The organism is Streptomyces sp. NPDC059092 (assembly GCF_042756365.1).
GTDB lineage: Bacteria > Actinomycetota > Actinomycetes > Streptomycetales > Streptomycetaceae > Streptomyces.
This window is the reverse complement of the sequence record NZ_JBHZEJ010000023.1, coordinates 85,205-99,277: the sequence shown is the minus strand read 5'-3', so window position 1 is coordinate 99,277 and position 14,073 is coordinate 85,205. Positions and strand designations below refer to the sequence as shown.

The following is a 14,073-nucleotide window of genomic DNA, read 5'->3' as shown; positions in this document are numbered from 1 at the left end:
CCGCGAGGCATCCCGGGGCCCCGGGCGTTCCACCGCCCGGGGCCCGTCCCATGGATCTCGCCGGACTCCCGGTGGTGAGGAGGACGCCTCCCGATGGTGTTCCCCCGTCGCGGAGCCCGCGACGCGGCGGCGACCGGCCCCGCCTTGCTGCGTGGCGCCGCCCGGCACAGCGCGGGCCGCACCGCCGCCGTCCTCGTCTGCTCGGCCGCGTCCGCGGGCGCCGCCCTCGCGGCGCCCGCCGTGATCGGCCGCACCCTCGACCTGCTGCTGTCCTCCTCCACCGGCTCCGGTGGCGGGCTCGCCCTGTGTGCCGCGGTGGTCGCGGCGGAGGTCGTTCTCGACGCGCTCGTGGCCCTGATCGGCGGCACCACGAGCGCCCGCTCCACCGCCTGGCTCCGGATGCGCGCCTTGACGGGGCTGCTCGCGTCGTCGCCGGCGCACGGCGGGAAACTCGCGCCCGGTGATGTGGCGACGCGGCTGTCCGCGAACACGACGGAGGCCGGTACGGCCCCGGTGAGCGCGGCGGCCCTCGCGGCGTCGCTGCTCGCCCCGGCCGGGGCGCTCGTCGCACTGTTCCTCATCGACGTGTGGACGGCTCTGGCCTTTCTGGTGGGTCTGCCCGCGCTGGTCGTGGTGGTGCGCGCCTTCGCGCGCGGCTCGTCGGACAGCGTGGCGCGCTACCAGCGGGTCCAGTCGGAGATCGCGTCCCGGCTGGTCGAGGCGCTGGGCGGGGCGCGGACCATCGCCGCCGCGGGGACGGCCGGCCGCGAGCGCGCCCGGGTCCTCGCGCCGCTGCCCGAACTGGGCGTACAGGGGCGGCGGATGTGGCGGGTGCACGGCCGGGCGGTCGCCCACAGCGGTGTGCTCATGCCGCTGCTGACGACCGGGGTCCTGGCGGTCGGCGGTGTCCGGCTCGCCTCGGGCGCGATCAGCGTCGGCGAACTGCTCGCCGTCTCCCGTTACGCCGCCCTGGCCGCCGGGGTGGGCGCGGGCGCCGGGCTGCTGGGCGCGCTGATCCGTAGCGGGGCCGCGGCCCGCAGGACCGCCGAACTCGTGGCGCTGCCCGCCTTGGCGCACGGGGCGGGTTCACTGCCGGCCGGCGGGCCCGGCACGCTCACCCTGCGGGGCGTCCGGGTCGTACGGGACGGCCGGCGGCTGCTCCACGACGTGGACCTGGAGATCCCCGGCGGGGTCACGGCCGCCGTGGTGGGGCGTTCCGGGGCGGGCAAGTCGACGCTGGCCGCCGTCGCCGGCCGGCTCGCCGACCCGGACGCGGGCCAGGTGCTGCTGGACGGGGTGCGGCTGGAGACCCTCGGCCGTACGGAACTGCGCCGCGAGGTCGGTTACGCCTTCGAGCGGCCCGTCCTCTTCGGCGACACGATCGGCGAGGCGCTGGCCTGGGGCGCCGAGCGCGTCCCGGCGGACCGGATCCGGGCGGCGGCGCGGGCGGCGGGCGCGGACCCCTTCGTACGGCTGCTGCCGCACGGGTACGACACCCCGCGGGCAGGGGCGCCGCTGTCCGGGGGCGAACTCCAGCGGCTGGGGCTGGCGCGCGCCTTCGCGCACGCGGGGCGGCTGCTGATCCTGGACGACGCGACCTCCAGCCTGGACACCGTGACCGAACGTCAGGTGGAGCGCGCCCTCGCCCGCGATGTACGGGCCTCCACCAAGCTGATCATCGCTCACCGGCTCTCCTCGGCCGTCCGCGCCGATGTGGTGGTCTGGCTGGAGGAGGGGCGGATCCGGGCGGTGGCCCCGCACGCGGAGCTGTGGCGGTCCCCCGGGTACCGCGCGGTTTTCGCGGCGGCCGGCCGGGACGCCGGCTCCGTGCCGTCGGGCGCGGGGCCCGACGGGGCCGCGCCGGGAGGTCGCGGGTGACGGCGGCGAAGGCACGCGCGGGGGCGGGGCGTCCGGCCCGGGAGGCACCGGAGGCGGCGGGCCGGCCGGCGGGGGAGGGCCGGGGCGCGCTGCGCCGGGTCCTTCCGCCGGGCCGCCGCTTCCTGCTGCGCAGGAAGGGCGTCCTGGTCAGGCTCGCCGGGTGGTCCCTGCTGGAGTCCGCGCAGACCTTCCTCGGCGGCTACTGTCTGGCGCGCGCGCTCGACGAGGGGTTCCTCGCGGGGCGTACCGGACGCGGCCTGGGGTGGCTGGCCGTGGCGGCGGTCGCGATCCTCGTCGGGGGGCCGCTGGTCCGGGGCGTCTTCGCCCAGCTCGCCGAGCTGGTGGAGCCCTTGCGGGACGGCCTCGTGCGGCGGGCGGTGAGCCGTTCGCTCGACGCGGCGGTGGCCGATCCGGCCCGCGCGGACGGTACGGCGGTCTCCCGGCTCACCCACCAGACCGAGATCGTCCGGGACAGCTTCGCCGGACTGGTGCTCACCGCGCGGTCGTTCGTCTTCACCGCGGTCGGCGCGCTGGCCGGGCTGCTGGCCCTCGCCCCGCAGTTCCTGCTGGTCGTGGGTCCGCCGCTGGCCCTCGGACTCGCCCTGTTCCTCGCCACGCTGGCGCCGATGGCCGCGGCCCAGCGCGCGTTCCTCGACCTCGACGAGGCCGTCGCGGACCGGGCGGGCACGATCGGCGCGGGTCTGCGCGACATCGTCGCGTGCGGGACGCGGACGGAGGTGGCGGACCACGCGGAGCGGCTGATCGAGGCGGGCGCGCGGGCGTCAGGTGTGCTGGCGCGGTGGGCGGCCGTCCGTACGCTGGCGCTGGGGGTGGCGGGTCAACTGCCGGTGATCCTGCTGCTGGCGGCCACGCCCTGGCTGCTGCGCCAGGGGGTGACGGCGGGGGCCCTGATGGGGGCGCTGGCCTATCTCGTCCAGTCGTTGCTGCCCGCGCTGCACACCCTGATGACGGCGCTCGGCGCGGCGGGCACCCGGCTGCTGGTGGTGCTGGACCGGTTCGAGGACGGCACGGCCGGTGCCACAACAGGCGCGACCGGGGGGCCGGAAACCGTACGGGCCGCGGAGGAGCGGACGGTGACGACGGACGGGGCGACCCGGTCCGTGCCCCGGGCCCGCCGCTCCCCGCCCGCGGCGGAGCTGCGGTCCGTGACCCTGGCGTACGCTCCGGGGGCGCCGCCGGTGCTGGACCGGCTCGATCTCACCGTGGGACCGGGTGAGCACCTCGCGGTGGTGGGGCCGAGCGGTATCGGCAAGTCGACCCTGACGGGTGTGCTCGCGGGGCTGCTCACCCCCGGCGAGGGGACCGTCCTGCTCTCCGGGCAGCCCGTGGCGGGCCGGACGGCGCGCGATCTGGCGGGGCTGCGCGTCCTGATCCCGCAGCAGGCGTACGTGTTCACCGGGACCGTCCGGGAGAATCTGTGCCAGCTCCGTCCGCACGCGTCGACGCGTGAGCTGGTGCGGGCCGTGGAGGCGTTGCACGCGGACGCGCTGGTCGGCCGGCTCGGCGGGCTGGACGCGACGGTGGAGCCCGGCACGCTCTCGCAGGGGGAGCGCCAGCTGCTGGCCCTGTGCCGGGCCTATGTGTCCCCCGCCGCCCTGATGGTGCTGGACGAGGCCACCTGCCATCTGGACCCGGCCGCCGAGGCGCGGGCCGAGGAGGCGCTGGCGGAGCGTCCCGGCGCGCTCGTCGTCGTCGCGCACCGGTTGTCGTCGGCGCGGCGCGCCGGGCGGGTCCTCGTGCTGGACGGCACCAGGCCGGAGTGCGGGACCCATGGCGACCTGCTGTCCAGCTCGGCCCTCTACCGCGATCTCACCGGCCACTGGCAGGGCGGCTGAACGGGGGCCACTCGTCAGAGCCAGCCGGCGCCCTGGGATATCCGGACCGCGTCCATCCGATTCCGGCCGCCGGTCTTCCTTATGGCGGCGGCCAGGTAGTTCCGTATCGTGCCGTTGGACAGGTGCAGGGAGCTCGCGATTTCCTCGATCGGCGCGCCTTCCGCCGCCAGGCCGAGGACGCTGAGTTCCCTCGGGGTCAGTGGCATCTTCCCGGCCTGGAGAAAATCGAAAGCGAGTGATTCGTCGATGAACCGCTCGCCGCGCGCGACGTTGCGGATGGCGTCCGCTAAACGTCCCGGATCCCCATCCTTGTCGACGTATCCGAGCGCCCCCGCGTCAAAAGCCTTACGGAGGGATCCGGGCTTCCGGGCGCTGGCCAGAACCAGCAGAGCCGGTTGACAGCCCAGTTCATCGCGGGCGGACGTGGCTCTCCCGATGTACGCCGAGGAAGCCGGACAGTCGATATCGGCTACGTAGACATGAGGGGGAACACCGTACGGACCGCGCAATGCCGCGCACCCCGACACCGACGAAACTTCGAACATTTCTTCGGTGCGCAACAACGCCACCAGCGCCGAACGAAACAGCCCCACCCCGTGCACCACAAGAACCCGGATCATGCAGCACCTCCCTATTCCACCCTCTGCATTCGATCGTCTACCCAGATAAATGATGGTCATTTATTCCCGTCGTATACAGGCCAACGCCTGGATCCATCCCGCGAGAACGCGCCGCATCGCAGCACGGGGGGCACTTTCCAGGGCGGCGCGAGCCCCCCTGTACAGCAGTGCGCCACCGTGCGCCCCCTCCGTACGCGCCCATACACCCCCCTTATCCCGTTTGGCGAGGAAAGGAGGAAAATGGCAGGAGAGAGAGTGAGTGGAGGGACGATGACACGTAACCGCTACACCCCGGACCGCGGTCTGACCACGCGCATGGTGACCACCATGTTCCTGATCGGCCTGCTGTACGTGGTCCTGGTCGGTGTGCTGCTGGCGGTGCTGAACCACGCCTGGCCGATCATCCTGATCTTCGCCGGTGGTCTGTTCGTCGCGCAGTTCTGGTTCAGCGACAAGATCGCGGCGTTCAGCATGGGCGCCCGCGAGGTGACGCCCGAGGAGGCGCCCGCCCTGCACGGCGCCGTCGACCGGATCTGCGCGCTGGCCGACATGTCCAAGCCACGCGTCGCCATCGCGCAGAGCGACATACCCAACGCCTTCGCCACCGGACGCAGCGAGCGCACCGCGCTGATCTGCGCCACGACCGGGCTGATGCGCCGGCTGGAGCCCGAGGAGCTGGAAGGCGTCCTCGCCCATGAGATGTCCCACGTCGCGCACCGCGATGTGGCCGTCATGACCATCGCCTCGTTCCTCGGGGTGCTGGCGGGGCTGATCACCCGGATCGCGCTGTGGAGCGGGCTGGCCAGGAACGCGCGCAACGCCGGCCCCGCCGGGATCGCGATCATGCTGATCCCGCTGGTCAGCGCAGTGGTGTACGCGGTCGGCTTTCTGCTGACCCGACTGCTCTCCCGTTATCGCGAGCTGTCGGCGGACCGGGCCGCGGCCCTGCTCACCGGCCGCCCCTCGGCGCTGGCGTCCGCACTGACCAAGGTCAGCGGCCAGATGGCGCGGATACCGACGGAGGACCTGCGGAAGGCGGAGCCGTACAACGCCTTCTACTTCGTCCCGGCGTTCTCCTCGAAGGAGAGCCTCGGCCGGCTGCTCTCCTCTCACCCGACGCTCGAACAGCGGCTGGAGCAGCTCGCGCGCATCTCCGCCGAACTCGCCCGCCCGTGACCACCCCCGTACGCGAAGGAGCTGGGCCCGTGGGCCTTCTCGACACCATCCTCGGCCGCAGCAAGCCGGTCCGCCCCCAACTCGATCAGCTCTTCTCCCTCCCGTCGGCCGCGCTCACCCTCGAAGCGGGCGCGGGGTACGTGCCCACCGGGCTCGGCTCGGTCTGCTTCGCGGGCGTCGAGGGTGGCGGATTCGCGCGGATCCGGCAGGACGTGCGGGAGCTGCTGGACGCGGACACGGCGCGGGAGCGGTCCGGGGTCCCCGTCACATTCAGCCAGGATCCGTACGGCTACACCTGGCTGCTCTCGCAGCGGCCCCCGGAGGACACCGCCTCGCTGGTCAACGATCTGCACGCGGTCAACACACTGCTCCAGGACGGCGGTTTCGGGCCACAGCTCCTGTGCTCGCTGGTCGGCTTCCGGGACACCGAGGGACGGTCGCTGGCCCTCGTCTATCTCTACAAGCGCGGCACGTTCTATCCGTTCGCCCCGCTCCCCGGCGGCGCCGAGAAGCGGGACAATCAGCGGGAGCTCCAGGTCAGAGCGGTGCTCGGGGATGATCTGCGGATCGAGCAGGACCTCGCGCGCTGGTTTCCCGTATGGGGCGCGCCCGGGCTGTGAGCAGCCCGGAACGCGTGGGCGCCGTATCCCCCGCTCTTCCGGGCCGCTCCGGGCCGCTCCGGGCCGCTATCCGGCGTACGGGAGCGGCGCGCGTCCGGCGATCCCCGGCTCGACGGTGAACACCGCGCCCGCCGCCGGGTCCTCGCCGTCGGGGACGTTCTCGCGCGAGGTGGTGATGAACAGCCGCCGGTAGCCGTCGCCGCCGAACGCGCAGGCACTCACCTGGCGGGCGTTCACCTCCACCACCGTGTCGAGCACGCCCTTCGCCGTGTAGCGGCGGACCGCGGAGCCGCCCCAGAGCGCGACCCACACGCCCCCCTCGGCGTCCACCGTGATGCCGTCGGGCGCGCCGTCGGCCGGATCGACGCTCACCCAGGGCTCAGGGGTGGCGAACCGGCCGGTCGCCGGGTCGACCGTCACCCGGGCGATGGTCTGGGTGGGGGTGTCGACGTAGTAGGCGAAGTCACCCTCCGGGGACCAGGCCAGGCCGTTCGAGATGGTCACGCCGGTGTGGACCACGGAGGTCTCGCCGCCGGGGGTGAGCCGGAAGACCCGGCCGGCGCCGGGGCGGGTGTCGTACGCCATCGACCCGCAGTAGAAGTTGCCGGCCGGGTCGCAGCCGCCCTCGTTCATCCGGATCGTCGGGTCGCTCCACAGCTCCTCGCCGCGGGTCACCGTACCGTCGGCCGCGATGAGCGCGAAGCCGCGCTCGACCGCCGCGACGACACCGCCGGTGGTACGGGGCCGCCAGGCCGCCGCGACCTCGCCGAGGTGGTGGCGTTCGGGGGCCTCGGCGCCGTCGGCGCCGAAGGTCAGCAGGTCCCCCGCGAGCATGTCGACCACCCTCAACCGCCCGGTCCCGGGGTCCCATCCGGGGCCTTCCCCGTGGTAGGTGACGACTTCGGTCCACTGCTCCGCGCGCATGCCCGCCCCTCTCGCCCGTCACATCACCGTGATGATCGCTGCATGCTAACCCTGCCCGCCGCGGCCCGGCCGGCGACCGGGCACCCGCCCCTCCCCCGTGGCCGGGGCCTCAGTCCCCCGGCCGGGGCGGCGGCGCGGTGGATCCGCGGATCACCATCCGGGTGGGGACGAGGGTGGTGCCGCGCTCCTCCTCATGGGTGTTGATCTGGCGCAGCGCGCCCTCCACGCAGCGCCGTCCCACCTCCGCGAAGTCCTGGTGGACGGTGGTGAGCGGCGGCATGTACGAACCGGAGTCCGGGATGTCGTCGAACCCGACCACACTCACCTGCCCGGGCACCGCGCGGCCGGACTCGTGGAGCGCGCGCAGCAGGCCCAGCGCCATCTGGTCGTTGGCCGCGAAGACCGCCGTGCACTCCGGCTCCGCGGCCAGCAGCAGTCCGGCCCGGTACCCCGACTCCGCCGACCAGTCGCCGCGCAGCGGCGGGGGCACCGGGCGGCCCGCCTCGCTCAGGGTGGCGCGCCAGGCGTCGGCCCGGCGCTGCGCGGCGAAGGACTCCTCGGGTCCGGCGAGATGCCAGACCGTCGTGTGCCCGAGGCCGAGCAGATGGCTCACCGCCTCGCGGGCGCCGCCCGCCTGGTCGGTGTCGACGACGCTGTAGCGGTCACCGGCGTTCGAATCGGCCACCACCACACCGACGTTGGGGGGCAGTGTGACCGTGGCGGCGTCCAGCAGATGGACCTCCATGATCACGATGATGGCGTCCACGGCCAGCTCTCCCAGCCGGGTGAAGGCGCCCCGTACCTGGTCCTGGGTCGGCATGGCGACCGGGAGCAGCGTGGTGGCGTACCCCTGCTGCGCCGCCGAGGTGGCGATGGCCTCCAGGGTGCGGACGTTGCCGGTGGTGGAGAGGGTGAACAGGATGATGCCGATGGTGCGGAACTCGCCGCTCTTCAGGGCGCGGGCCGCGCTGTTGGGCCGGTAGCCCAGCTCCTTCATCGCGGCGAGCACCTCCTGGCGCGTCGCGTCGACCACGCCCGGGTGGCCGTTGGAGACCCGGGAGACGGTCTGTGAGGAGACACCGGCCCGCCGGGCGACGTCCGCCATGGACACCCTGCGCCGCCGGCCCCGCGGCCCCTGGCCCGCCTCAGCCGGCGGCGGCCGTTCGCCCGCCTCCACCGCCCGCTGAACGCCGTCCACCGTCTCCTCCACTCCCGCTCCCGCGCTTCCCGTCGCCGTCACCGCCGCGACCTGCTTGATTCAACTGAGACCAGCCGAAATCTTGACGCCCCGCCGGGGCCGGTGCAAGCATCCCATCCATCGATGTTTACGTAAACATCAGCGCCGTCGCCCGCTTCGGGCCACGGCTCGATACGGACGTTTCCACCCGGCGGCCGGGTGCCGACGACCAGCGAGGAACAGCCATGACGACGATGTCACCGCCCTCCACGGCGGAAGGCCCCGCCCTGCCACGGGGCCCACGACGCAGGCGGGCCCTGATCGGCTGGGGCTTCATCGGCCCGTTCATGGCGGTCTTCGCCCTGGTCTTCCTCGCGCCGATCTGTTATTCGATCTACCTGAGCGTCTTCCGGACCCAGCTCGTCGGCGGCACCTCCTTCGTCGGGTTCGACAACTACCAGCGCGCGCTGGAGGACCCGAACTTCTGGGCGGCGCTGGGCCGGGTGACCCTCTTCCTGGCCGTCCAGGTACCGGTCATGCTCGGGATCGCGCTGCTCGTCGCGCTGGCCATCGACAGCGGCAGGCTCTACGGGAAGAACTTCTTCCGGATCGCGATCTTCCTGCCGTACGCCGTACCCGCCGTGGTCGCCGCCCTGATGTGGGGCTTCATGTACGGCACCCGCTTCGGCCTGGTCGGCAACATCAACGACGCCTTCGGGGTCTCACTGCCCGACCCGCTCTCCTCCGGCCTGGTGCTCGCCTCCATCGGCAACATCGTGACCTGGGAGTTCGTCGGCTACAACATGCTGATCTTCTACTCGGCGCTGCGGGTGATCCCGCACTCGCTCTACGAGGCGGCGGAGATCGACGGCGCGGGACAGCTCCGGATCATCGGCGCGATCAAGCTGCCCGCCATCCGGGGCGCGCTGGTCATCGCCACGATCTTCTCGATCATCGGCAGCTTCCAGCTCTTCAACGAGCCGAGCATCCTGAAGAACCTGGCGCCCAACACGATCACCACGGACTTCACGCCGAACTTCTACACCTACTCGCTGGCCTTCTCGGGCCAGCAGCACAACTACGCGGCCACGGTGGCGATCGTCATGGGCATCTTCACCATGATCATCGCGTATGCCGTACAGCTCCGCGGCATGCGAAAGGAAGCGTGACGATGGGAGCCACCGCCCCTGCCACCGTTACCCCGGACGAGAAGCGCGCGCCCCGTCCCGTCACCGGGCTGCGCACCCCGCGCACCGGACGGCGGCACAGCGTCAACCGCCCGCGCCGCAGTGTGCTGCTCACCGTGCTGACCGGTCTGGTGCTGGTCTACGCGCTGGTGCCGCTCGTCTGGCTGGTCATCAACTCGACGAAGACCCAGACCGGCCTGCTCAGCTCCTCCGGACTCTGGTTCGACAGCGACTTCGCGTTCTTCAGCAACATCGGCGACACCCTCACCTACAACGACGGTGTGTTCGTCCGCTGGCTGCTGAACACACTGCTCTACGTCGTGGTGGGAGCCGGCGGCGCGACCTTCCTCGCGGTGCTCGGCGGCTACGCCCTCGCCAAGTTCGAGTTCCCCGGCAAGCGCGGTGTCTTCGCCGTGGTGATCGGCGCCGTCGCCGTTCCCGGTACGGCGCTGGCGGTCCCGACCTTCCTGATGTTCAGCAAGATGGGGCTGACCGACACCCCGTGGGCGGTGATCATCCCCTCGCTGATCTCGCCGTTCGGCCTCTACCTGATGTGGGTGTTCGCCGCCGAGGCGATCCCCACCGAGTTGCTGGAGGCCGCCCGGATCGACGGGGCGAGCGAGATCCGTACCTTCTTCACGGTCAGTCTGCCGCTGCTCGCCCCCGGCATCGTCACGGTGCTGCTGTTCACCGTGGTCGCGACCTGGAACAACTACTTCCTGCCGCTGATCATGCTCAAGGATCCGGACTGGTACCCGCTCACCCTCGGGCTCAACTCCTGGAACGCGCAGGCGCAGACCAACGGGGGCGAGGCCATCTTCAACCTGGTGATCACCGGTTCCCTGCTCACCATCGTGCCCCTGATCGCCGCGTTCCTGCTGCTCCAGCGGTACTGGCAGTCGGGGCTCGCCGCCGGAAGCGTCAAGGAGTGACGTACGCCCCGTCGTTCTCCCCCGATTCCTGACTTTCCCGCGTTCTCCCAGCTTTCGGCAGTTCTCTGACAACGAAGTGAGATGACTCTGATGTTCAACACAACGCGCCGCACCGTGCGCGGCGCAGGTCTGGCCTCCGTGCTCGCCCTCGCCGTCACCCTGACGGCCTGCGGCGGCTCCTCCGACGACAGCGGCGGCGGCGACGGCTCGGGGAGCCCGGAGGACGTCAAGGCGGCCCTCGACAAGGGCGGCGACCTGACGGTCTGGACCTGGGACAGCACCATGCCCCAGGTCGCGAAGGACTTCGAGGCCGCGCACCCGAAGGTGAAGGTCAAGGTCGTCAACGCGGGCACCTCGAAGGACGAGTACACCGCCCTCCAGAACGCGATCGCGGCGGGCAAGGGCGTCCCCGACGTCGCGCAGGTCGAGTACTTCGCGCTGAGCCAGTTCTCCCTCTCCAAGTCCGTCGCCGACCTCTCCGCGTACGGCGCGGACAAGCTGGGCGACACCTACTCGCCCGGCCCGTGGAACGCGGTCAAGAGCGGTGGCGGGGTCTACGGGCTGCCGGTGGACTCCGGCCCGATGGCGCTCTACTACAACAAGAAGGTCTTCGACAAGCACAAGATCGCGGTCCCGACCACCTGGGACGAGTACGTCACCGCGGCCGAGAAGCTGCACAAGGCCGACCCGAAGGTCTTCATCACCGCCGACACCGGCGAGGCGGGCTTCGCCACCAGCCTGATCTGGCAGGCCGGCGGCCACCCGTACAAGGTGGACGGCACCGATGTGACCATCGGCTTCAACGACGCGGGAAGCACCGCGTTCTCGAACACCTGGCAGAAGCTCATCGACGGCAAGCTGCTGGCGCCCGTCACCTCCTGGACCGACGAGTGGTTCAAGGGGCTGGGCGACGGCACCATCGCGACGCTCGCCACCGGTGCCTGGATGCCCACCAACCTCAGCACGGGCGCGCCCGCGGCGGCGGGTGACTGGCGTGTCGCCCCGCTGCCGCAGTGGAAGGCGGGCGCGAAGGCCAGCGCGGAGAGCGGCGGCAGCTCCCTGGCCGTCCCCTCCGCGGGCAAGAACAAGGCGCTCGCCTACGCGTTCACCGAGTACGCCGCCGCCGGCGCGGGGGTGAAGTCCCGTATCAAGGACGGCGCCTTCCCGGCCACCACCGCCGATCTGACGTCCAAGGAGTTCCTGGACACGAAGTTCGACTACTTCGGCGGCCAGGAGATCAACAAGGTCTTCTCCCAGTCGGCCACCGAGGTCGTGCCCGGCTGGACGTACCTGCCCTTCCAGGTCTACGCGAACTCCATCTTCAACGACACCGTCGGCAAGGCCTACGTCTCCGGCACACCGCTCTCCGACGGCCTCGCCGCCTGGCAGAAGCAGTCCCGTGCCTACGGCACGGAGCAGGGTTTCACCGTCAAGTAACGCCGGCCGGCCGGGTGGTGACGGGTGGCGGCGACTTCGCCGTCCGTCACCACCCGGTGCCCGCGGTCCGCCCGGACCGCGCGGACCCGGCACGATCTTCCCGAGGAGCAAGATGACCCGCGCCCCGTCGCCCCGCTGGCTGCGCAGGCCGCACGACGCCCCCGCACCGGGGTTCGCCTACGGCGCCGACTACAACCCGGAGCAGTGGCCGCGCGAGGTGTGGCACGAAGACATCCGGCTGATGCGCGAGGCCGGGGTGAACATCGTGTCCCTCGCCATCTTCTCCTGGGCCCGCATCCAACCCGCCCCGGACGTGTGGGACTTCGGCTGGCTGGACGAGATCATGGATCTTCTGCACGCGGGCGGCGTATCCGTCGACCTGGCCACGGCCACCGCGTCCCCGCCCCCGTGGCTGACCACACTGCACCCCGAGATCCTTCCCGTGGGGCCGAACGGCGAGACGGTGTGGCCGGGCGCCCGCCAGCACTGGCGGCCCACCTCCCCGGTGTTCCGTACGTACGCGCTGAGGCTCGCCACGAAGATGGCCGAGCGGTACGGCTCCCACCCGGCGCTCGTCGCCTGGCACGTCTCCAACGAGCTGGGCTGCCACAACATCTACGACTTCTCCGACGACGCGGCCCGCGCGTTCCGTACCTGGCTGGCCGCCCGCTACGGCACCGTCGAAGCGCTCAACCACGCCTGGGGCACCGACTTCTGGTCCCAGCGCTACACGGAGTGGGAGCAGATCCTGCCGCCCCGGCTGGCCGCCTCGCACCCCAACCCGACCCAGCAGCTCGACTTCAAGCGCTTCTCCTCGGACGCCCTCAAGGAGCACCTGCGCGCCGAGCGCGATCTGCTGTACCGGCTCACCCCCGAGGTACCGGTCACCACCAACTTCATGGTGATGGGCGAGACCAAGGGCATGCACTACGCCGACTGGGCGCACGAGGTGGACTTCGTCTCCAACGACCACTACGTCCATCCCGGGCCGCAGGGCCTGGACGAGCTGTCGTTCTCCGCGAACCTCACCGGCTCGATCGCGGGCGGGCACCCGTGGTTCCTGATGGAGCACTCCACCAGCGCGGTCAACTGGCAGCCGGTCAACCTGGCCAAGCGGGAAGGGGAACTGGCGCGCGACTCGCTGCTCCATGTGGCGCACGGCGCCGACGCCGTCTGCTACTTCCAGTGGCGGCAGTCCGCGGCGGGCGCCGAGAAGTACCACTCGGCGATGGTGCCGCACGCCGGTCCCGACAGCGAGGTGTTCCGTTCGGTGACCCGGCTCGGCGCGCTGCTGGGCGACCTGTCCGAGGTCGCCGGGTCCACCCGGCGCCCCGCGCGGGCGGCGATCCTCTTCGACTGGGAGTCGTGGTGGGCGAGCGAACAGGACTCCCACCCGACCTCCCTGCTGCGCTACCGGCAGGAAGCACTCGACTGGTACTCGGCGTTCCTGGCCCTCGGAGTACGGGCCGACATCGTCCACACCGGGCACGCACTCGACGGCTACGACCTCGTGGTGGCGCCGGTGCTGCACGTGGTACCACGCGCCCTCGCCAAGGAGCTGAACAGCTTCGTCGAGAACGGCGGCCATCTCGTCACCACCTACTTCTCCGGTGTGGTGGACGAGAACGACCATGCGTGGCTGGGCGGTTACCCGGGCGCGCTGCGCGATCTGCTGGGCATCAGGATCGAGGAGTTCGCACCGCTGCCCGAGGGCCGGAGCGTGACCCTGGACGACGGTTCCACCGGGACGCTGTGGACGGACCCGATCACCCTCACCGACGACGCGGTGGAGGTGCTGGCCTCGTACACCTCCGGTGACCAGACGGGCCGCCCCGCGATCACCCGGCGGCCGGTGGGCCGGGGGTCCGCCGCGTACGTCTCCACCCGGCTCGGCGCCGAGGGCGTACGGGGCGTGCTCGCCCGGCTGCTCGACGGCGCCGGGGTGAGCGGCGAACTGCCGGTGGCTGCCCGCGGCCGGGTCGAACTGGTGGTGCGCGGCCGGGGCGGCACCGACTACCGGTTCCTGGTCAACCGCACCGACGAGCCCGTCGAACTGCCCGGTGTGGAAGGGACGCTGCTCGCCCTGACGGCCGGGGCGGACCACCGCTCCACCGGGCAGCCCCTCGTGCTCGGCCCGCGCGGCGTCGCGGTGGTGCGCCGCTGAGAGCCGCCTCCGCAGAGAAGGGACGTACGGGACCTCGACCACCTCCGACAGGCACGTGCGCAGTTCTCCCCCGATGACGCGACGAGGACAAGGGAAGACCCC

The 14,073-nt window shown here is 72.0% G+C and carries 11 protein-coding genes; 8 read left to right on the top strand and 3 right to left on the bottom strand.

Translation table 11 applies throughout. The features are described 5' to 3' along the window. The first annotated feature begins 93 nt into the window (after positions 1-93). The gene (locus tag ACFXPL_RS16340) at positions 94-1,878 is read left to right on the top strand and encodes an ABC transporter ATP-binding protein (RefSeq protein WP_384918892.1); all 1,785 of its coding nucleotides are present in this window, start codon (positions 94-96) and stop codon (positions 1,876-1,878) included. Beyond that, the gene (locus tag ACFXPL_RS16335) at positions 1,875-3,734 is read left to right on the top strand and encodes an ATP-binding cassette domain-containing protein (RefSeq protein WP_384918889.1); all 1,860 of its coding nucleotides are present in this window, start codon (positions 1,875-1,877) and stop codon (positions 3,732-3,734) included. Before ACFXPL_RS16340 ends, ACFXPL_RS16335 begins: the two co-directional genes overlap by 4 nt. Positions 3,735-3,748: 14 nt before the next feature. On the opposite strand, the gene ACFXPL_RS16330 is transcribed toward ACFXPL_RS16335, so the two are convergent. Next, complete coding sequence (locus tag ACFXPL_RS16330) at positions 3,749-4,354, bottom strand: LuxR family transcriptional regulator (RefSeq protein ID WP_384918886.1); 606 nt, start codon at positions 4,352-4,354, stop codon at positions 3,749-3,751. A gap of 270 nt (positions 4,355-4,624) precedes the next feature. Here ACFXPL_RS16330 and htpX point away from each other — a divergent pair, with 270 nt between their 5' ends. Together htpX and ACFXPL_RS16320 are read left to right on the top strand one after the other, a co-directional pair. Further along, on the top strand, positions 4,625-5,530 hold the full coding sequence (htpX, locus tag ACFXPL_RS16325; protein ID WP_384918883.1) for a zinc metalloprotease HtpX: 906 nt from the start codon (positions 4,625-4,627) through the stop codon (positions 5,528-5,530). Between the two features lie 29 nt (positions 5,531-5,559). Beyond that, on the top strand, positions 5,560-6,150 hold the full coding sequence (locus tag ACFXPL_RS16320) for a hypothetical protein (RefSeq protein WP_384918880.1): 591 nt from the start codon (positions 5,560-5,562) through the stop codon (positions 6,148-6,150). A 66-nt stretch (positions 6,151-6,216) separates the two neighbouring features. Here the strand turns inward: ACFXPL_RS16320 and ACFXPL_RS16315 are convergent, their stop codons facing one another. Both ACFXPL_RS16315 and ACFXPL_RS16310 read right to left on the bottom strand, forming a co-directional pair. Continuing rightward, positions 6,217-7,074: an SMP-30/gluconolactonase/LRE family protein gene (locus tag ACFXPL_RS16315; RefSeq protein ID WP_384918877.1), complete on the bottom strand. Its 858-nt coding sequence runs from the start codon at positions 7,072-7,074 to the stop codon at positions 6,217-6,219. 109 nt (positions 7,075-7,183) lie between these two features. Next, entirely contained in the window at positions 7,184-8,179 is a 996-nt protein-coding gene (locus tag ACFXPL_RS16310) for a LacI family DNA-binding transcriptional regulator (protein ID WP_384918909.1), read from the bottom strand. Positions 8,180-8,496: 317 nt separating this feature from the next. Here ACFXPL_RS16310 and ACFXPL_RS16305 point away from each other — a divergent pair, with 317 nt between their 5' ends. From ACFXPL_RS16305 to ACFXPL_RS16290, 4 genes are all read left to right on the top strand, one after another. Beyond that, on the top strand, positions 8,497-9,420 hold the full coding sequence (locus ACFXPL_RS16305) for a carbohydrate ABC transporter permease (protein WP_384918874.1): 924 nt from the start codon (positions 8,497-8,499) through the stop codon (positions 9,418-9,420). 2 nt (positions 9,421-9,422) lie between these two features. Beyond that, on the top strand, positions 9,423-10,370 hold the full coding sequence (locus ACFXPL_RS16300; RefSeq protein WP_384918871.1) for a carbohydrate ABC transporter permease: 948 nt from the start codon (positions 9,423-9,425) through the stop codon (positions 10,368-10,370). 90 nt (positions 10,371-10,460) lie between these two features. Continuing rightward, positions 10,461-11,807 carry an ABC transporter substrate-binding protein gene (locus ACFXPL_RS16295; RefSeq protein ID WP_384918868.1) on the top strand — a complete coding sequence of 449 codons (1,347 nt, stop codon included), beginning with the start codon at positions 10,461-10,463 and terminating at the stop codon, positions 11,805-11,807. Between the two features lie 112 nt (positions 11,808-11,919). Further along, positions 11,920-13,971 carry a beta-galactosidase gene (locus ACFXPL_RS16290; protein WP_384918865.1) on the top strand — a complete coding sequence of 684 codons (2,052 nt, stop codon included), beginning with the start codon at positions 11,920-11,922 and terminating at the stop codon, positions 13,969-13,971. Positions 13,972-14,073 lie beyond the last annotated feature (102 nt).